Genomic DNA, 17,915 nt, shown 5'->3' on the forward strand with positions numbered 1-17,915 from the left:
GCGGATTTTTGCCATCAAAATGACACAGAAAATCCAACCGTCAAACATGGATTGACGGTTGGATTTTCCAAGGGGTAAGGCGAATTTTTATCGGCGTTTCAAGGCTTCTGCGAGTGCGGCGCCGAACGCGCCCTGGGCCGCCGGCTTCTCGGTATTCGCGAATTTCGGGTTGGCGGGCCGGCTGTTTCGATCGCCGCGCGGGGCCGGATCAGGCTCGCCGCCATCCTTGCGCATGGTGAGACCGATTCGCTTGCGCTTCACGTCCACCTCGACAACCCGCACTTTCACGACGTCACCCGCCTTCACGACCTCATGCGGGTCCTTCACGAAGCGGTCGGCAAGCTGGGATACGTGAACCAGTCCATCCTGATGCACGCCGATATCCACGAAGGCACCGAAGGCGGCGACATTCGTCACCGTGCCTTCGAGCATCATGCCGGGCTTGAGGTCGGTGATCTCGTCCACGCCTTCCGCAAATGTCGCCGTCTTGAAGCTCGGACGCGGGTCGCGGCCAGGCTTTTCAAGCTCCGCAATGATGTCCTTCACCGTCGGCAGGCCGAAAGTTTCGTCGATGAACTTTCGCGGATCGAGGCCTTTCAGCGTGGCGCTATCGCCCATCAGCGAGCGCAGATCGCGGCCGCAGGCGGCGACGATCTTCTTGGCCACTCCATAGGCTTCCGGATGGACGGCCGACGCATCGAGCGGCTCCTTGCCGTTGGGGATGCGCAGGAAGCCCGCCGCCTGCTCGAAGGTGCGGTTGCCGAGCCGGGCGACCTTCAACAGTTCCTTGCGGCTTTCGAATGGGCCATTGGTGTCGCGATGGATGACGATCGCATCGGCGATCGAGCGGCTGAGGCCGGAAACGCGCGCGAGCAGCGGCGCGGACGCCGTGTTGAGATCGACGCCGACCGCGTTCACGGCATCTTCCACCACCGCATCGAGCGAACGGGAGAGTTTTCCCTGATCGACATCGTGCTGGTACTGGCCGACGCCGATCGATTTCGGCTCGATCTTCACCAGTTCGGCAAGCGGGTCCTGCAGGCGGCGGGCGATGGAGACGGCGCCGCGCAGTGATACGTCGAGATTGGGAAACTCGGCGGCAGCGGTTTCGGAGGCAGAATAGACCGAGGCGCCCGCTTCCGAGACGATCACCTTGGTGGGCTTGGTTCCCGAAGTGGGAGCCGGCAGAGCCGCCAGCATGTCGGCGACCAGCTTTTCCGTCTCGCGGCTGCCGGTGCCATTGCCGATCGCGATCAGCTCCACATTGTGCTTGCGGACGAGCGCGGCAAGTTCCGCCTGGGTGCCGCGGATATCGTTCTTCGGCGGGAAGGGATAGACCGTCGTGGTCTCCACCAGCTTGCCCGTGCCGTCCACCACCGCGACCTTGACGCCGGTGCGGATGCCCGGATCGAGACCCATGGTGGCGCGCGAGCCGGCGGGCGCGGCGAGCAGCAGATCCTTGAGGTTGCGGGCGAAGACATGGATCGCCTCTTCCTCCGCCTTTTCGCGCATTTCACGCATCAGATCGAGCGACAGCGAGGTGGAGAGCTTGACGCGCCAGGTCCAGCCGGCGGCCTCCATCAGCCAGCGGTCGGCAGCCCCCTTGTCTGTAATCTGGAAAGCAGCGGCGATGATGCGCTGTGCGGGCTTCACCGGCGAAGGATCGTCCTGATCCACCTCGATCGCCACGGTCAGGACTTCCTCGTTCCAGCCACGCAGCATGGCGAGCGCACGATGGCTCGGAACGTTCGCCCAGCGTTCGGAATGATCGAAATAATCGGCGAACTTGGCGCCCTGCTCCTGCTTGCCATCGACCACCTTCGCCCTCAGCACGGCCCGCTCGCGCATATGCTGGCGCAGGCGTCCGAGCAGGTCGGCATTTTCCGAGATCGTTTCGGCGACAATATCGCGCGCACCTTCCAGCGCCGTCTTCACGTCCGGCACTTCGTCGCTGATATAGGCTTCCGCGAGCTTTGCAGGATCGGCGGAGCGATCCGCCCAGATCGCCTCCGCCAGCGGGCCTAGGCCCCGTTCGCGGGCGATCTCGGCGCGGGTGCGGCGCTTCGGCTTATAGGGCAGGTAGAGATCTTCCAGCTCCGCCTTGGTGGCCGCCTTGCCGATCTTGGCGGCAAGATCGTCGGTCATCTTGCCCTGCGAGGTGATGGACTCGACGATCGTGGCGCGGCGGGCCTCGAGCTCGCGCAGATAGACGAGCCGCTCCGAGAGCGTGCGCAGTTGCGTATCGTCGAGGCCGCCGGTCACTTCCTTGCGGTAGCGGGCGATGAAGGGGACAGTCGCACCCTCATCGATCAATCCGATCGCGGCAGCGGCCTGCTCCGGTCGGGCGTTGATCTCCACGGCGATCGCGGCGGCAAGGAAGCGGGTGTCGGCGGCCATATGGTCTCTCACTTTCAAATCGGAGGCGAGACCATAGTCAAAGTTTAAGGCAAGGCAATGTGGCCGCTCATAAGCTCCACATTTTTGCCTGCCCCTCTTTCCGCAGGGATTAGAGTGAGGAGCGACATCGCGCGCATTTCACTTGACCTTTACCGCCCCTCCCCTTAACCGCCGGTCAGGAACAGGAAGGGGCGAAACATGAAGGTTCTGCTGATCGGTTCGGGTGGACGCGAGCATGCGCTCGCCTGGAAGCTTGCCCAGTCGCCGCTACTGACGCAGTTCTACTGCGCGCCGGGCAATCCCGGCATTGCCGAACATGCCGAACTCGTCTCCCTGAATGTCGAGGATCACGCCGCCGTCGCCGCCTTCTGCGCCGACAAGGGGATCGAATTCGTCGTCATCGGGCCGGAAGCGCCGCTGGTGGATGGCCTGGCCGACAGCCTGAGGGCGAAGGGCATTGCCGTCTTCGGGCCTTCCGCCGCCGCCGCGCAGCTCGAAGGTTCGAAGGGCTTCACCAAGGACCTCTGCGCCCGCTACGATATTCCGACCGGCGCCTATCGCCGCTTCACCGATGCCACCGCCGCCCGCGCCTATATCGAGGAACAGGGTGCTCCGATCGTCGTGAAGGCGGACGGGCTTGCCGCCGGCAAGGGCGTCACCGTCGCCATGACGGTCGACGAGGCGCTTGCCGCAATCGACGATTGCTTCGAAGGCGCCTTCGGCGCGGCCGGCGCGGAAGTGGTGGTGGAAGCTTATCTCGACGGCGAGGAGGCGAGCTTCTTCTGCCTCTCCGACGGCGAGACGGCGCTGGCGCTCGCCACCGCGCAGGATCACAAGCGCGTCGGCGATGGCGACACCGGACCCAATACCGGCGGCATGGGCGCCTATTCCCCTGCCCCGGTGATGACGCCCGAGATGGTCTCCCGCACCATGAGCGAAATCATCGAGCCCACGATCCGCGGCATGGCGGAAAGCGGCTATCCCTTCACCGGCGTCTTCTTCGCCGGGCTGATGATCACGGCCAAGGGGCCGGAGCTCATCGAATACAATGTCCGTTTCGGCGATCCGGAATGCCAGGTGCTGATGATGCGGCTGAAGAGCGACCTCCTGCCGCTGCTTTATGCGGCCGCGACCGGCACGCTGGACAAGGTTTCGGCGGAATGGAGCGACGATGTCGCGCTGACCGTGGTGATGGCTTCCAAGGGCTATCCCGGCTCCTACGACAAGGGAACTCCGATCAAGGAGCTTCCGCAGACCCGCGAAGGCGAGAAGATCTTCCACGCGGGAACGGCACTGAAAGACGGCGCGCTCGTCGCGACCGGCGGGCGCGTGCTCAACGTGACCGCCACCGGCAAGAGCGTGGCCGAGGCCCAGGCGCACGCCTATATGCTGGTGGAGCATGTCGGCTGGGAGAACGGCTTCTGCCGCCGCGATATCGGCTGGCGAGCGGTTGCGCGCGAACAGCAATAATCCACACGCGGGATTCATTCAAAATTTACCGTTTCTCCTGACGGGATCGAAACGAAGCGACGCTATCTCTCGAGCAAAAGGGGAGTTGCGTCATGCGCCGTCTGATCCTGTCCATCGCCCTGGTGTTTGCGACCGACGCGGCCTTCGCGTCATCGATCACGCCGCTCGCCGACACTCCAAGCGGCAATGGCAGCATCGTGATGAAGGCCTGCCCCGACTGCCCGCCTCCGCCTGCCAAGCAGGAAAGCACCGATTACCGTGTGCCGCAGCTCGAACCCGGAACGCAAAAGACCGCCGTCATCGAGATCAACGGCGAACGGAAGATCGCCCGCACCGAAGCCTGGCTCGGCGGCTCGCCTGTCGTGCATGTGCGCAAGATGCCGGCATGGATGGCGGATGGGCCCCATGCCGTTGCGAAGGTGGATCTGCTCGACGGGCTCTCGACCGAAGCGGCGATCGCCGCCGCGGACCCGCCTTCGGACGGGATAGACCTTGCGACGATGACGAGCGCCGTCGATGCGCACGAGACCACCGAACCCGCTGAGCTCGAGCTTGCCGGCTTCCAGCTTCGCCCCCGCCTCGACTGAGGCAGAACACTCAAAGAGCGCATCTAACCAGCGACCGGCGCAGGCCCATAAAATTTTATGGGTCTTTCTCGCCAAGCCGCGAAGAATATTAAATTTTTCTCAAATGTTCGGCTGCACTTTGCGGCCAGGTGCGATGACGCACATGATCGGCGCAGGATGCGCCTCCCCAACAAGACCCCGCATCGCACCGGCCGCTTCCTGGCGGAAGCTTCCGGCCGCCTGAACATTGAGTAGAAAATGAAGAATCTGAAGATATCCTACCAACTGCTGGCCCTCGTGGCCGTGCTGATGGTGGCCTTCGCCACCGTGACCTATTACCAGGTCCGCTCCTCGATCGCTTCGATCTATGCCGAGCGTTACGAGATGCTGGAAAACCAGGTCGAATCCGCCGTCTCGATCATGCAGTATTATTACGAGCAGGAGCAGGCCGGCACGCTGACCCGCGAGGACGCCCGGAAGTTCGCCTATGCCAATGTGGCGGCCATCAAGTTCGAGCCGGCCGGCTATATCTTCGGCATGAGCTACGACATGGTCACAGTCTTTCATTTCAACCCGAAAACCGTCGGCGTCCAGCAGAAGGGCCAGCCCGACAAGATGGGGAACCTGTTCCGCGAGGAACTGGTCGCCAAGGGTCGCGCCGGCGGCGGCATTACCGAATATTATTGGGAAAAGCCCGGCACACCGGCTGATGAAGTCTATAAGAAAGCGGTCTATTCGGCCGACTTCAAACCCTGGGAAGTCGTGGTCGCCACCGGCGTCTATACCGACGACCTCGACGCCAAGGTGAACAACACGATCATGGAAGTGGTCGGCACCGGGATCATCGCCTTCCTCGTGGCGCTCGGCGTTGCGGCGATCGTCATCCGCAATATCACCAGGCCGCTGGCGGCAGTCCACACCGCTCTCGAAGCGGTGGCGGACGAGAACGTCTCGATCGCCATTCCCCACACGGAGATGTCGAACGAAATCGGCTTGATGGCCAAAGCCACCCAGGCGCTGCAGGAAAAGATTCGCGAACGCCATGCCATGGCCGAGCGCCAGGTGAAGCAGCAGCAGGAGCTCGACCGCGAGCGGCAGCAGAACGCCGACATGCAGCAGGAAGAAGCGCAGCTTCAGGCCCGCGTCGTTTCCACGATCGGCGATGCGTTGGCCGATCTCGCCCGCGGCGACCTGACGGTCCGCTGCGGCGATCTCGGCAGCCGCTACGCCTCGCTGCGCACGAACTTCAACGACGCGCTTTCCCATCTGGAAGCCGCGATGGCGAAGGTGAACTCCAAGAGCGTCGATATCGGCGGCTCCAAGGAGGAAATCCGCCGGGCTTCCGCCGAACTCTCCCAGCGGACGGAACGGCAGGCCGCGAACCTGGAAGAGACCTCCGCCGCGCTGGACGAACTGGCGGTTGCCGTGCGCCAGACCGCTGAAGGCGCGCATGAGGCCGCCCAGCGGGTGACTTCCGTCAGCGGCGAAGCCAGCCGCTCCGACCAGATCGTCACCCAGGCGATCGACGCCATGGGCGCGATCGAGCACTCCTCGGACGAAATCTCCAAGATCATCGGCGTCATCGACGACATCGCCTTCCAGACCAACCTGCTTGCGCTCAACGCGGGCGTGGAAGCCGCCCGTGCCGGGGAATCCGGCAAGGGCTTCGCGGTCGTTGCTCAAGAGGTCCGCGAGCTTGCCCAGCGTTCCGCCGCGGCGGCCAAGGAGATCAAGGACCAGATCTCCCGCTCCTCCGGCCAGGTGCAGAACGGCGTGCGGCTGGTGGGCGAAGCCGGCGAGGCGCTGAAGCGCATCTCCGATCAGGTGAAGGCGGCGAGCGACATCGTCAGCAAGATCGCCCATTCGGCATCCGAACAGGATACGACGCTGCGTTCCATAGCCTCCTCGCTCAATCAGCTCGACGCTGCGACCCAGCACAATGCGGCAATGGCGGAAGAGACCACGGCCTCGGCCGAAGCGCTCGCGGTCGACACCGAAGAGCTGATCGGCCTCATCAGCGGATTCCGAGTCAATGGTTCCGGTTCGGCTTCGGGCGGGCTGCAGCAGATGGCGCAGCGGATGCGCATGGCGGGCTGAGCAGCCACCTTCAGGCAAAAACAAAGCCGCCGGGTCAAAAGCCCGGCGGTTTTCTTATGCTGCGGCAACCGCAAGATGAATGCCTGAACTCTCTTGAAGTTCGCGGATGACATTGAAAAGGTTGTCGGCCCGCGGATTGCCCTTTGGGCCGAACATCCGCATCAGGCTCTTCGAGGGCATGTTCACCCTTCCGGCCAATTCCTCAAAACCAATCGTGGCGTTGATGAAGTCGCGCAAAACGCTCTTGCCCGTATCCAGATCGCCTTCGAGAAGCAGTTCCACGGCATCGGAAAGCAGAGCCGCGCGAAATGCTGGGTCTTTGTCCATACGCGCCTTGATCGTTTCCTTAAATTCCCGGGTCAGCGCCATCTTAGCTTCCTTTCCTGGATTTATATTCTTGCCAGTAGGTTTGCGCCGTCTCGATATCGTTCTGTTGCCGCTGCTTGGTGCCGCCAACCAATAAGATGATCAGTTGATCGCCGTCACGGCCGAAATAAATTCGATATCCGGGACCGTAGTCGATCCGGTATTCCATGACTCCCGAGCCGACCGATTTGACGTTCGAAAGGTTGCCCTTGTTCGATCCGCGCCAAGGCGATTGTTACCTTCGAAGCGGCGCGTGCGTCGATTTTCGTAAACCACCGGCTGAACGGGCTCGATCCATTCCGGTCCAGGTATTCGGTGATCTTCATTGGCAATTAGTAACACATATGCCACCATTTGCCAATGGATTTGGGAAATCAGCCGCTGATCTTGGAGAAATCCGCGACCGTGCCGGTCGCCTCGCGGATCGCCTTCAACAATGCCAGGCGGTTGGCGCGGATCGCCGCGTCCTCGTCGTTGACGAGCACGTCATCGAAGAATTTATCGACCGGCGCGCGGAGCTTCGACAGCGCCTCCATGGCGGAGCGGAAATCCTCGTTGGCGATCGCCTCGGATGCTTCCTTCGAAGCCGTCTGAATGGCGGCCCAGAGGGCCTTTTCCGCATCGAGCTTCAACAGCTCTTCCGAAACGCTATCGGCGATCACGGTGCCCTTCTTCTCCTCGGCCGCGAGGAGCTGCACGGCGCGCTTGGTGCCGGCCAGCAGGTTCTTGCCGTCCTCGGACGTGATGAAGGCAGTCAGCGCCTCGGCTCGACGGGCGACCATCAGAAGGTCGTCGGCATCGGGGGTCAGCACGGCGTCGATGATGTCGTGCCGGGCGCCCATATCGCGCAGGTAGACTTTCAGACGATCATGGAAGAAGGCGAGGAGATCGGCATCCTTCGTCACGGCGAGAAGCGGCAACCGCACCTTCCGCTCCAGCAGGATACGCACCACACCCAGCGCGGCGCGACGCAGCGCGAAGGGGTCCTTGGAGCCGGTGGGCTTTTCGTCGATCGCCCAGAAACCGACGAGCGTATCGAGCTTGTCTGCGAGCGCAACGGTGATCGCCACCTTGTCGTCCGGCACGCGATCGGAGGGGCCCTGCGGCTTGTAGTGATCCTCGATTGCGGCGGCGACAGAGGGATTTTCGCCCTGCAGCACCGCGTATTTGCGGCCCATCAGGCCCTGCAGTTCCGGGAATTCTCCGACCGCCTCGGTGCGCAGGTCCGCCTTGGCCAGCACGGCTGCGCGATCGACCAGCGCCGGACCCGCACCGGTGATCTTGGCCAACTCCGCCGCGAGCGCCCGAATGCGCGCGACGCGCTCGCCCTGCGTACCGAGCTTGGCATGGAAGGTGACGTTCAACGCGTCGAGCTTGGCCATGCGCTGGTCGAGCGGCTTTGCGAGATCGAGGTCGAACTTCGCGGCCGAGTCTTGCAGCGTCTCCAGGTCCGGCAGGTCGCCCTGGTCGCGGGTCCAGAAATGCTTGGCATCGGACAGGCGCGCGCGCACCACCTTGCCATTGCCGTGAATGATCTCCTTGCCGCCATCCTTGGCGTCGATGTTCGAGATAAGGATGAAGCGGCTGGAAAGGCCCTCGCCACCCTGCGGGCGGCAGACGAAACATTTCTGATTGGTCTTGATGGTGAGGCGGATGATCTCGGAAGGGATTTCGAGATATTCCTTCTCGAACTCGCCCATCAGCACATGCGGCCATTCGACAAGGCCGGAAACCTCTTCGAGCAGGCCTTCGTCTTCCACCAATTCGAGACCGTTGGCGAAGGCGATGTCGCGCGCATCGTGCAGGATCACGTCCTTGCGGCGCTCGGCATCGAGCATGACTTTCGCCTTTTCGAGGCTCGCCGCATAATCCTCGAAGCGGCGCACGGTAATCGCGCCCGGCGCATGGAAACGGTGGCCGTAGGTGACGTTGCCGGCCACGATCCCGTCGATCTCGAAGGGGATGACCTGGGTTTCCTCGTGCTCGGGACCGAAGACGCAGACGATCGACTGCAGTGGGCGCACCCAGCGCAGGCTTTCCGATCCCTTGCCATCGATGCCGCCGAAGCGGGCGCCCTTCGGCATGGAAGCCGCGCCCCAGCGCATGGATTTCGGCCAAGGGAAATTGCGGATGATGCCGGGCATGACATCGGCGATGATCTCTTCCGCGGCGCGGCCGGGTTTCGAAATCACGGCGACATAGAAATCGCCCTTCTTCGGGTCGCTGACGACCTGCGCCTCGGAGACCGAAGCGAGGCCCGCGCCGCGTAGAAAGCCTTCGATCGCCTTTTCCGGCGCATCGGTGCGCGGTCCCTTGCGCTCCTCGCGCTGGTCGGCGGAGCGGGCGGTGAGGCCTCGGATATCCAGCGTCAGCCGGCGCGGCGTCCAGTATTCGCGCGCGCCCTCATAGGTCAAACCCGCTTCCACCAGCACGTCGGTAACGAGCTTTTTCAGGTCTCCCGCGGCCTTGCGCTGCATGCGGGCCGGGATTTCTTCGGAACGAAGCTCTAGGAGTAGGTCGGGCATGTCACTTTTCCTCACCCTCCCCTTGAGGGGGAGGGTCGGCACGCAGTGCCGGGGTGGGGTGAAAATTGTCGGCCTCTGCTAGCAAAGTTAGGCGCTGCTGCACAATGGCAAATATCGTGTCGAGAACGGCGTCCAGCTCGCTCGTCACCTCATGGTTCCAGAAACGGATGACCTGATAGCCTTGGTTTTCGAGAAATGCCGTGCGCTCGTTATCGTATAGGACTGCGGCGTCTTCCGCGTGCTGACCGCCATCGAGCTCGATCACCAGACCGATTTGATGGCAGGCGAAATCAACAAAATACCTGCCAATTGGCACCTGACGACGGAAATGCGTCCCTTCCATGGGAATGCGGTACAGATTGCGCCAAAGCTTCGCCTCCGCATCAGTGCTGCCATTGCGCAGGCGACGTGCATTGGCAACCTTGAACGGAGTGGTTTTCGAGGGCTTCTTCTTGATCATGTCATCCGGCCGAATTTCAATCTCAAGATGCAACATATCGGATATGGGCAGGCCGTCGAGGCAGACACTCACCCTCCCCTTGAGGGGGAGGTGACGCTATGCCGAACCGTCGCCGGCAGAAGCTACCACCCGCCACCGCCACCTCCGCCGCCGCCACCCCCGGAGAAGCCGCCTCCGCCGAAGCCGGAGGAGGACGAGGAGGATTTCGGCGTCGGGATGGTGGAGGCGATCGTATCCGCCATGGAGGAGGAGAAGCCGCCGATGCGCTCGCCGAAATTACCGATGGAATGCCCGCTATACCAGGTAGGCGCGTAAGCCGCTGCCACCGCACCGGCCGCCGCCGTGGCGAGCCAGGTTTCAAAGGCGCGGCTCCAGGGTTTTTCGACATCGAGCGCGACCGCATAGGGGAGCAGCGTTTCGAAATGCTGCGGCGACATCTGCGGGGCGCCCGCCATGTTCATGCGGTCCTTTTCGGCAAGCGTGAGGTAGGTCCGCAATCCCTCGATGCCGTCCATCATCTTCCGCCCGAGCGGAGTGGGCGCGCCCATCAGGAAGAAGAAGATGACGTTCAGGAGAACGATGCCGCCAACGGCGACAAAGATCGGCCAATGGTCCATGCCAGTCAGTTCCGAGGCAAGCCCGACAACGATGCCCGAGAGCGTGGAGATCGCCACGAAACCGAAGAAACCCATCATCAGGATCATCATGAATTTGGAGGCCAGCGAACTCTTGCGCCGCATGGCCTTGCCGAAATTCACCGCGAAGATGCCGAAGAACACGGCGAAGAAGGTGGGCACGATCAGAACGGCGATCATATCCGGATCGAGATTGCCGAAGATGAGCACCGCGCCCAGGATCAGCAGGCTCAGCGCGATGCCGCCGATCACATAGCCGGTGTTCGAACGGTAGTATTTGCCGCGGTGCTCTCTTTCCATGGCGCGGCGGAAGCTCGCCCCGACCGTCTGCACGCGGTCGCCGTTCGCCTTGTCGATCACCAGCGCATCGCCCGGACCGCCGACGGCCTGCAGGAGCGCCGCCTGACCGACCGGAAGGGCCTTTTCCGCGTGCTTGTCCGTGCGGCGGATGGTGATGGATTTATCCAGATCCTCCAGCGTGACATGGCCCTTCACGGCAAGGTCCAGCGCGCTTGCCGAAAGCGCTGTCCAGCCCGCGCCGGAAAAGCCCTTGTTCTCGATGTAATTGACGAGCGCCGGGGAGATGCCGTCCGGCGCATCCCAGCGGGGCACCATGACACCGCGCGCCGGATCGCGGCCGACCGCAAGCCAACTGCGGCCATAATAGAGCGCCACCAGAACGAGCCCGCCGAAACCGATCAGAAGACCCATATTGTCGCGCAGCCACCAGGCTCGCTGCTGATCGGCGGACGGAGCCGCAATCACGCCCTTCGGAATGCCGACGACGATGGTAAGGCCTTCCTGCCGGCCGAGCGTTCTCGTGGTGGCGAACACGGCCGTATTGCCGTTGCCCGACATGGTCGCGTCGCGTTCCCTCGCGCCGAAAGCGCCGGTGAAGGCTGCCGTTTGGGTAATACGCGCGCCCTCCGGCAGCGTCACGCGCGCCGAAGCATTGGCGATGCGGAATTGCCAGCCATTGCCGGTGACGTTCCAGTAGAGTTCGTCATGATCGTCGAAGAAGCGGATCTGCCGGTCGGTCGTGTAGGTGATGACGTAGGTATGCTCGCCATAATCGAGCAGCACATCCTGCGAACCGGCGATAATGCGGGTGCCGCCGGTGACGGATTCGGTCTGCCAGGGCTCCGGCCGGCCATCGCGGGTGACGGATACCACATCGAAGCCGACGCGTACCGTGCGGCCCGCCGCATCCTGCATGGTCAGAGGAAAATCGCGAAAGATGCCGCGACGGATATTCCGGCCCTCGGCATTCACCGTAATAGTTTCGACGACCGCCAGTTCGCCATTCGGCGCCACCCGGATCTCCGAATGATAGGAGCGGATATATTCCTCAGCCACCGCCGGAAGGGCGAGAACGAAGACCGACAGAAAGGCGAAGAACGCGACGCAGAAACCGGAGAACCACCGTATCACGACCTTCCTCCTCTTTGCGCGCCGCGCGCCTTTTGCAAACCTTTATGCGTCTTCGTCGTAAGCTACCCCGAGCGAGGCCAGCACATCCCAGTAGGCCGGGAAGGTCTTCGCCACGCAATCGGGATCGAGAATGGTGATGCCGCCGATCTTCAAGCCCGCGAGCGCGAAGCTCATGGCGATGCGGTGATCGGCGAAAGTATCGATATCGGCAGGCAGCACCTGACCCGCGAGCGCCGGATCGGAGGCGACGATCAGGTCATCCCCCTCCTCCGTGCCGAGACCCGGCCGGATATTGGTCAAGCCTGTCGATAGCGCGCGAACGCGGTCGCATTCCTTCACACGCAGGTTGGCGATGCCGGTGAAGCGCACCGGCGTCTCGTTGAAGGCGGCAAGCACGGCGAGCGTGGGCACGGCATCCTGCATCTGGGAGCCATCGATTTCCGCGGGCATATGCGGGAATTTCGCGATCAGATCGTAGGCCTTAGCATCGGGCTGGGTGAAATCTGTGGCCGGCGTGCCGAGATCGATCTGGCCGCCGGTCAGCACTTCCGCGGCCCAGAGATAGGTCGCGGCGGAGGCATCCGGCTCAATGTGGAAATCGGCGGCGCGGTAGCCAGTCGGCTCCACCTGCCAGGTGACGGGGCTGGTGCGCTCGACCTTTGCGCCGAAGGCGCGCATGGCGGCAACCGTGAGATCGATATAGCCGAGCGCGCCGATATGCTCGCCGAGCAATTCCACGACGACGGGGCGGGCGCCGCCTGCCGCCATCATGAGAAGTGCGGAGACATACTGGCTGGAAAGTCCGCCGTCGATCCGCACCCGCTCTGCCTCGAAGCCGCCCTTGCCGTTGACCGTCACCGGCGGGCAGCCGGTCTCGGTTGAGGCGTCGATGCCGAGCGAGCGGAGTGCCTCGACCAGCGGGCCGATCGGCCGCTTGCGCATATGCTCGTCGCCATCGACCACGACCTTGCCATCGACGAGCGCCGCAGCGGCCGTCAGGAAGCGGGTCGCAGTACCGGCATTGCCGAGAAAGAGCGGTGTTGCGGGGGGCTGAAGCTTGCCGGAGCCGGTCACCACGAAGGTGGTCGCGTCGGGCTCTTCGACCTTCACTCCCATGGCGCGCAGAGCCTCCGCCATATAGCGCGTATCATCGCTCTTCAGCGCACCAGTGAGCCGGCTCGTACCCTTAGCCAGACCGGCCAGAAGCAATGCGCGGTTGGTGATCGATTTCGAGCCGGGAGGAGCGGCGCGGCCGATAAGCGGCTTGCCGGGGGGGATTATCGTGAGCTTGGCTCTGGCCATGATGTCTGTCTCTTCCGTCGCTCGCGCAGTCGATCAAAGGGCGCGAGCCCGCTCATAAATGCCTTCTTCGCCAAAGTCCAACGGCGTCAGAACTTGACGGCGGGCACGGCGCGATCCGCCTCGTCGGTGATTTCGAAATACTCGCGCTGCGAAAAGCCGAACTGGCCGGCGACGAGATTGGACGGAAAGCTTTCCACCTTGACGTTCAGGTCGCGGGCGGCGCCATTATAGTAGCGCCGGGACATCTGGATCTCGCTTTCAATGGTTTCCAGCGAGGCCTGCAGCTCCGAAAAGTTCTGGTTGGCCTTGAGATCGGGATAGGCCTCCGCCAGCGCGAAGAGCTTGCCGAGCGCCTGGGAGAGCAGCCCTTCTGTCTGCGCGCGGGCAGCGACATCTCCGCTCGGGATGGATTGTGCCTGATTGCGAAGCGAAATCACTTCCTCAAGCGTGCTCTTCTCGTGCGCCGCGTAACCCTTCACCGTCTCGATGAGGTTCGGGATGAGATCGGCGCGACGCTTCAACTGCACGTCAATGCCGGACCAGGCCTCTTCGGCCATCTGCCGGCTTTTCACCAGGCTGTTGTAGAGGAAGACCAGATAGAGGCCGACGACGACGATGATGCCGAGCAGGATATACATGCGCGAATCCCCCTGAGACCGGAAGTCTACGGCGGGACACTAGGCATAAATCGTCGGTTGCGTCAAATTTCCAAAGGGTTAGAGCCAAAGGGCTGGAGAAATCCAGCCTTCCTCAGGCGGCTTCCCTGCCGAAATTCGCACCGCCGGCATCCGTCAGAAGGAAAGCTTCGCCGCAGGCCTTGGCGAGCGTACGTACGCGCAGGATGTAGCTCTGGCGCTCGGTGACGGAGATCACGCCGCGTGCATCCAAAAGGTTGAAGACGTGGCTTGCCTTGATGCACTGGTCATAGGCCGGGAAGACGCATTTGTGCAGCATCTGATTGGCGCTGGCGCCCGGAGCGCCGGCAGCGAGAAGCGCCTGGCATTCCTTTTCCGCGTCGATGAAATGCCGGTGCAGCATGGCGGTGTCAGCGAACTCGAAGTTATGGCGGGAATATTCCTGCTCGGCCTGTAGGAAGACGTCGCCATAGGAAATCTTTTCCTCGCCCTCGCGGCCGTTGAAGTTCAGGTCGTAGACGTTGTCGACGCCCTGCACATACATGGCGAGCCGTTCCAGGCCATAGGTGAGTTCGCCCGCGACCGGCGAGCATTCAATGCCGCAGACCTGCTGGAAGTAAGTGAACTGCGAGACTTCCATGCCGTCGCACCAGCATTCCCAGCCGAGGCCCCAAGCGCCGAGGGTCGGGCTTTCCCAGTCGTCCTCCACGAAGCGAATGTCATGCAGCAGGGGATCGAGGCCGATCGCCTCCAGCGAGCCGAGATAGAGCTCCTGCAGGTTGGAGGGATTCGGCTTCAGGATGACCTGATACTGATAATAGTGCTGCAGCCGGTTCGGGTTTTCGCCGTAACGACCGTCCGAAGGGCGGCGGGACGGCTGCACATAGGCCGCCTTCCACGGCTTCGGCCCGAGCGCGCGAAGCGTGGTTGCGGGGTGGAAGGTGCCGGCGCCGACCTCCATGTCATAGGGCTGCAGTACAGCGCAGCCCTTGTCCGCCCAATAATTGTGGAGCGCGAGGATGAGCCCCTGGAAGGAGCGCTTCGGAGACATATGGTCGGGCAGGTTCGTCATGGATTATGGCCGGAATTTTGTGATTTCGTCGCGGACGAGTGCCACGAGGGCAGCCAAGGGTCAAGGATTTATGCGTTCGCCCATATTGCACTATGCCGCTGAATTTCGATCTATGGTAGGATCGGGCAATTTCCGGAGAACCGCGATGAACGTCAAAAACAACGTGACCCTATCGGAGCGATATCTGCATTATGCCGAGCAGTTGGTCGAGAGCGGTCAATTTCCTTCGGTCGAGAAGGTGCTGGAAGCCGGCATCGACACCCTGCGACAGAGCGAGGAAACAACCGAGGCCCGTGATCCTCTCGCAGGCATGGCGGACGAAATCCGTCGACGGATGGAATTGCCCAGGGATCAGTGGATAGCGATGGACAAGGATAATCTCTTCGACCGCGTACGTGCACGGCTCGAAGAAAAGCACAAGGGTAGCTGATGCCAGTCTATCGACTTGAGTATCATCCCCGAGCCGAACAAGATCTGGTCGATATCCACAAATTCATTGAGGACTATAGCGGCAAAATCACAGCAGATCGGAAACTTGCAGAGATAGAAGCTGCCACTTATCGACTGGCGGACCTTCCCAAGATCGGCAGCATTCGCGACGATCTACGGCCAAGGCTCCGCGCCATTCCCGCAGCGGAAAAAGCTGTCATCTGTTTCACGGTGGATGATGAAACGCGCACGGTGTTCATCATCTGTGTGGGCTATGCGGGCTCAAATTGGGAACGACAGATAAAAGGGAGAAAATAGAAGGCCGGGCCTCACTCCTCGTCCTTCTTTACGCGATACTCCCCGGTCACAGGATCCTTTTCCAGCGTGGCAATCGCGCCGGTCTGGCGCTCCTTTTCCTGCCGGCGGGAACGTTCCGTCAGCTTTTCTGCATCCTTGATGAATTTCTTGTAGAGCAGCCATCCGCCACCCAACAAAATAATCAGAAATATGAGCTGCGCCATTTCCCCTCGTATCCTCGCGCGGTCTTCAAAGCCCGTAACGGCTCCACAATGCCTTTTCTTCGAGGCTGGCTGCAAGGCCCGCCGTGGCGCCCGCGGCAATTTCGCCGGCATGGCCACCGCCGAACACGACGCCCGGAACCTTGCGGCCGAAAAGCGTCCGCGCGCTGCCGATCAATTCCAGCTTCGTATCCGCCCCATAACGGCGTTTCAACGTATCCCGCATCTCGCCGAGGCTATCGACCAGCCCCAGCTCCAGCCCGCGGGTGCCGGTCCAGAACAGGCCGGAAAAGACCGTCGGATCATCTGCCAGCCGTCTGCCGCGGCGCGCCTTCACCATGTCGATGAAGACCGTGTGGATTTCGAGCTGCAGCGTCTTCAAGTATTCTATGTCGCCTTCCTTTTCCGGCTGGAAGGGATCGAGGATCACCTTGTTCTCCCCAGCGGTATAGACGCGGCGCTCGATACCCATCTTGCGCAGGAGTTCCGGAAAACCGAAGCCGCCCGAAACGACGCCGATCGATCCGACGATCGAGGTCGGATCGGCGAATATCTCATCGCCGGCAAGCGCGATCATGTAGCCGCCGGAGGCCGCGACATCCTCAACGAAGACAAGGACCTTCTTGTCCTTCTCCTCGGCCAGCGACCGGATGCGCTGGAAGATCAGCCGCGACTGCACCGGCGAGCCGCCCGGCGAATTGATGGAGATGGCGACGACCGGCGCGTCCTTCCTGGCGAAGGCCTTTTCCAGAGCGGGCGCGACGGTGGCAAGGTTCAGAACCGGGCGGAACTGCCCGCCGCCGGTCATGATTGCGCCGTGAAGCCTGACGACGGGGATGGTCACCCCCTTCTTGCGAAACCGTTTCGGCATCAAACGCTGAAAAAAACCTGCCATTGTCCATCCTGTCAGACGCAAATCGTGAACCCGTGATGTATGTAAGCGGACCGCAAACGCAATGGTTGATCGGTGAAAATTCAGTAATTTCAGCGTTTCCGGCGGGAATAGACGGCGCGGCCGTTGTTGAGGTCGTCGGCCTCCTCCGTGAAACCATGCCCCGTCTCGCCATGCAGGATGAGGGGTGCCCTGAATGTAAGCCGCGCTCGCGAACCCTTGATCGCGGTAACCAGTATCCGGGTGGCATCCTCGCCGGGACGAGGATGGACGGCCGTGATCTCCAGCCCGCCGAAACGCTTCCCGCAGGCGGCAATGATCTGGCCGATCGATTGCGGCCTGGCGATCAGGGAAAGTTGCCCGCCCGGCTTCATGATCGCGCCCGCGGCACGAAGCCAGCTCTCGAACAGGTCTTCGCTCATCGCATGAGCCTCGGCCTTCAACTGGTCGGGCGTGCGCCGGTCCGCTGCATCGTTGAACGGCGGGTTCATGATGACGTGGTCATGGACCTCGTCATCAAGCCCCGCGGCAAGCCGTGCCTTACCGGTGAGCGTCACATCCGCCTCGATCACCCGCACCCGATCGGCAAATCTTTCGTTTTCGGGATAGGCGAGCGTCTTGCGGGCGTAGTCGGCCATCAGCGGCGAACGCTCGACAAGAAGCACTTTCGCGTGATCGAGGCGTGACGCTACGGCCAGTCCGGCCGCGCCCGCGCCCGCGCCGAGGTCGGCCACGCTGATCGGCCCTTCCCCCTCGACAAGAGAGGCAAGCAGCATTGCGTCGACGCCGGAGCGATGTCCTTCCCCCTTCGGCTGGATTACATGGAAGCGGCCGCGATGAAAGGCATCGACGGTCTCCTTCATGCCTGGTCGTCCCTCAACTCCGCCTCTAATCCTGCGTCGATCAATATGCGGCGAGCCTGTTTCGCCCTTTCCTCATCGACCAGGAAGCGGCGCGGCAGGAGGCCGAGCGAGCCTTCGAGCACACTCATCGCCTGGTCGGCGATCAGGCAATGGATGCCCGCATCCTTCATGAGGCTTTCCGCAAACGACAGAAGCACGGCATCATTCGTTCGGATTAATTCACGCATCCCTTGGGAAACCCTTCCAAAACTGGGCGA

Annotated in this window: 17 protein-coding genes and 1 pseudogene; 5 read left to right on the forward strand and 13 right to left on the reverse strand. The window is 62.3% G+C overall.

What is annotated here, in order from left to right; translation table 11 throughout:
- Positions 1–87: 87 nt before the first annotated feature.
- The gene (locus YH62_RS19975) at positions 88–2,397 is read right to left on the reverse strand and encodes a Tex family protein (protein ID WP_046795991.1); all 2,310 of its coding nucleotides are present in this window, start codon (positions 2,395–2,397) and stop codon (positions 88–90) included.
- Positions 2,398–2,595: 198 nt separating this feature from the next.
- On the opposite strand from YH62_RS19975, the gene purD reads away from it, so the two are divergent.
- The 3 genes from purD (at position 2,596) to YH62_RS19990 (ending at position 6,530) form a co-directional block, all read left to right on the forward strand.
- Positions 2,596–3,867 (forward strand): phosphoribosylamine--glycine ligase, encoded by a 1,272-nt coding sequence (gene purD, locus YH62_RS19980; RefSeq protein ID WP_046795992.1) that lies wholly within the window; start codon positions 2,596–2,598, stop codon positions 3,865–3,867.
- A gap of 92 nt (positions 3,868–3,959) precedes the next feature.
- Positions 3,960–4,454, forward strand: a complete 495-nt coding sequence (locus YH62_RS19985) for a plant virulence effector HPE1-like domain-containing protein (protein WP_046795993.1) — start codon at positions 3,960–3,962, stop codon at positions 4,452–4,454.
- Positions 4,455–4,691: 237 nt separating this feature from the next.
- Complete coding sequence (locus YH62_RS19990) at positions 4,692–6,530, forward strand: methyl-accepting chemotaxis protein (RefSeq protein WP_046795994.1); 1,839 nt, start codon at positions 4,692–4,694, stop codon at positions 6,528–6,530.
- A 54-nt stretch (positions 6,531–6,584) separates the two neighbouring features.
- On the opposite strand, the gene YH62_RS19995 is transcribed toward YH62_RS19990, so the two are convergent.
- The 8 genes and pseudogenes from YH62_RS19995 to YH62_RS20030 all read right to left on the reverse strand — a co-directional run bounded on the left by YH62_RS19995 (position 6,585) and on the right by YH62_RS20030 (position 14,956).
- The gene (locus YH62_RS19995; RefSeq protein WP_046795995.1) at positions 6,585–6,899 is read right to left on the reverse strand and encodes a transcriptional regulator; all 315 of its coding nucleotides are present in this window, start codon (positions 6,897–6,899) and stop codon (positions 6,585–6,587) included.
- Between the two features lies 1 nt (position 6,900).
- Positions 6,901–7,222 (reverse strand): annotated as a pseudogene (locus YH62_RS20000) (type II toxin-antitoxin system RelE/ParE family toxin).
- Between the two features lie 48 nt (positions 7,223–7,270).
- Positions 7,271–9,421 carry a glycine--tRNA ligase subunit beta gene (gene glyS, locus YH62_RS20005; protein ID WP_046795996.1) on the reverse strand — a complete coding sequence of 717 codons (2,151 nt, stop codon included), beginning with the start codon at positions 9,419–9,421 and terminating at the stop codon, positions 7,271–7,273.
- Position 9,422: 1 nt separating this feature from the next.
- Positions 9,423–9,881, reverse strand: a complete 459-nt coding sequence (locus YH62_RS20010; protein ID WP_046796088.1) for an endonuclease domain-containing protein — start codon at positions 9,879–9,881, stop codon at positions 9,423–9,425.
- A 122-nt stretch (positions 9,882–10,003) separates the two neighbouring features.
- Positions 10,004–11,902, reverse strand: coding sequence for a DUF2207 domain-containing protein (locus YH62_RS20015; protein ID WP_137326874.1), 1,899 nt, complete (start codon positions 11,900–11,902; stop codon positions 10,004–10,006).
- A gap of 87 nt (positions 11,903–11,989) precedes the next feature.
- Positions 11,990–13,249, reverse strand: a complete 1,260-nt coding sequence (locus tag YH62_RS20020) for a 3-phosphoshikimate 1-carboxyvinyltransferase (RefSeq protein WP_046795998.1) — start codon at positions 13,247–13,249, stop codon at positions 11,990–11,992.
- An 86-nt stretch (positions 13,250–13,335) separates the two neighbouring features.
- Positions 13,336–13,887, reverse strand: coding sequence for a LemA family protein (locus YH62_RS20025; RefSeq protein ID WP_046795999.1), 552 nt, complete (start codon positions 13,885–13,887; stop codon positions 13,336–13,338).
- 112 nt (positions 13,888–13,999) lie between these two features.
- Positions 14,000–14,956 carry a glycine--tRNA ligase subunit alpha gene (locus YH62_RS20030; RefSeq protein WP_046796000.1) on the reverse strand — a complete coding sequence of 319 codons (957 nt, stop codon included), beginning with the start codon at positions 14,954–14,956 and terminating at the stop codon, positions 14,000–14,002.
- A 145-nt stretch (positions 14,957–15,101) separates the two neighbouring features.
- On the opposite strand from YH62_RS20030, the gene YH62_RS20035 reads away from it, so the two are divergent.
- The gene (locus YH62_RS20035; RefSeq protein ID WP_046796001.1) at positions 15,102–15,386 is read left to right on the forward strand and encodes a hypothetical protein; all 285 of its coding nucleotides are present in this window, start codon (positions 15,102–15,104) and stop codon (positions 15,384–15,386) included.
- Positions 15,386–15,703: a type II toxin-antitoxin system RelE/ParE family toxin gene (locus YH62_RS20040; RefSeq protein WP_046796002.1), complete on the forward strand. Its 318-nt coding sequence runs from the start codon at positions 15,386–15,388 to the stop codon at positions 15,701–15,703. Before YH62_RS20035 ends, YH62_RS20040 begins: the two co-directional genes overlap by 1 nt.
- An 11-nt stretch (positions 15,704–15,714) precedes the next feature.
- On the opposite strand, the gene YH62_RS20045 is transcribed toward YH62_RS20040, so the two are convergent.
- The 4 genes from YH62_RS20045 to YH62_RS20060 form a co-directional block, all read right to left on the reverse strand.
- On the reverse strand, positions 15,715–15,906 hold the full coding sequence (locus YH62_RS20045; RefSeq protein WP_046796003.1) for a hypothetical protein: 192 nt from the start codon (positions 15,904–15,906) through the stop codon (positions 15,715–15,717).
- A gap of 25 nt (positions 15,907–15,931) precedes the next feature.
- On the reverse strand, positions 15,932–16,798 hold the full coding sequence (locus YH62_RS20050) for a S49 family peptidase (RefSeq protein ID WP_046796004.1): 867 nt from the start codon (positions 16,796–16,798) through the stop codon (positions 15,932–15,934).
- Between the two features lie 89 nt (positions 16,799–16,887).
- Complete coding sequence (locus tag YH62_RS20055) at positions 16,888–17,658, reverse strand: tRNA1(Val) (adenine(37)-N6)-methyltransferase (protein WP_046796005.1); 771 nt, start codon at positions 17,656–17,658, stop codon at positions 16,888–16,890.
- Positions 17,655–17,885, reverse strand: a complete 231-nt coding sequence (locus tag YH62_RS20060) for a DUF2007 domain-containing protein (protein WP_046796006.1) — start codon at positions 17,883–17,885, stop codon at positions 17,655–17,657. The genes YH62_RS20055 and YH62_RS20060 overlap by 4 nt, the downstream gene beginning before the upstream one ends.
- Positions 17,886–17,915 lie beyond the last annotated feature (30 nt).

The sequence above is a fragment of the Rhizobium sp. LC145 genome, from assembly GCF_001005825.1.
Lineage (GTDB): Bacteria > Pseudomonadota > Alphaproteobacteria > Rhizobiales > Rhizobiaceae > Neorhizobium.

Excerpts from the sequence above, each read along its gene's own strand:
- YH62_RS20010 (WP_046796088.1), bottom strand. The coding sequence starts at position 9,881 with ATGATCAAGAAGAAGCCCTCGAAAACCACTCCGTTCAAGGTTGCCAAT.
- YH62_RS20030 (WP_046796000.1), bottom strand. The coding sequence starts at position 14,956 with ATGACGAACCTGCCCGACCATATGTCTCCGAAGCGCTCCTTCCAGGGG.
- glyS (WP_046795996.1), bottom strand. The coding sequence starts at position 9,421 with ATGCCCGACCTACTCCTAGAGCTTCGTTCCGAAGAAATCCCGGCCCGC.
- YH62_RS20020 (WP_046795998.1), bottom strand. The coding sequence starts at position 13,249 with ATGGCCAGAGCCAAGCTCACGATAATCCCCCCCGGCAAGCCGCTTATC.
- YH62_RS20050 (WP_046796004.1), bottom strand. The coding sequence starts at position 16,798 with ATGGCAGGTTTTTTTCAGCGTTTGATGCCGAAACGGTTTCGCAAGAAG.
- YH62_RS20035 (WP_046796001.1), top strand. The coding sequence starts at position 15,102 with ATGAACGTCAAAAACAACGTGACCCTATCGGAGCGATATCTGCATTAT.
- YH62_RS20055 (WP_046796005.1), bottom strand. The coding sequence starts at position 17,658 with ATGAAGGAGACCGTCGATGCCTTTCATCGCGGCCGCTTCCATGTAATC.
- YH62_RS20060 (WP_046796006.1), bottom strand. The coding sequence starts at position 17,885 with ATGCGTGAATTAATCCGAACGAATGATGCCGTGCTTCTGTCGTTTGCG.
- YH62_RS19985 (WP_046795993.1), top strand. The coding sequence starts at position 3,960 with ATGCGCCGTCTGATCCTGTCCATCGCCCTGGTGTTTGCGACCGACGCG.
- YH62_RS19990 (WP_046795994.1), top strand. The coding sequence starts at position 4,692 with ATGAAGAATCTGAAGATATCCTACCAACTGCTGGCCCTCGTGGCCGTG.
- YH62_RS20025 (WP_046795999.1), bottom strand. The coding sequence starts at position 13,887 with ATGTATATCCTGCTCGGCATCATCGTCGTCGTCGGCCTCTATCTGGTC.
- YH62_RS20040 (WP_046796002.1), top strand. The coding sequence starts at position 15,386 with ATGCCAGTCTATCGACTTGAGTATCATCCCCGAGCCGAACAAGATCTG.
- YH62_RS19995 (WP_046795995.1), bottom strand. The coding sequence starts at position 6,899 with ATGGCGCTGACCCGGGAATTTAAGGAAACGATCAAGGCGCGTATGGAC.
- YH62_RS20045 (WP_046796003.1), bottom strand. The coding sequence starts at position 15,906 with ATGGCGCAGCTCATATTTCTGATTATTTTGTTGGGTGGCGGATGGCTG.
- purD (WP_046795992.1), top strand. The coding sequence starts at position 2,596 with ATGAAGGTTCTGCTGATCGGTTCGGGTGGACGCGAGCATGCGCTCGCC.
- YH62_RS19975 (WP_046795991.1), bottom strand. The coding sequence starts at position 2,397 with ATGGCCGCCGACACCCGCTTCCTTGCCGCCGCGATCGCCGTGGAGATC.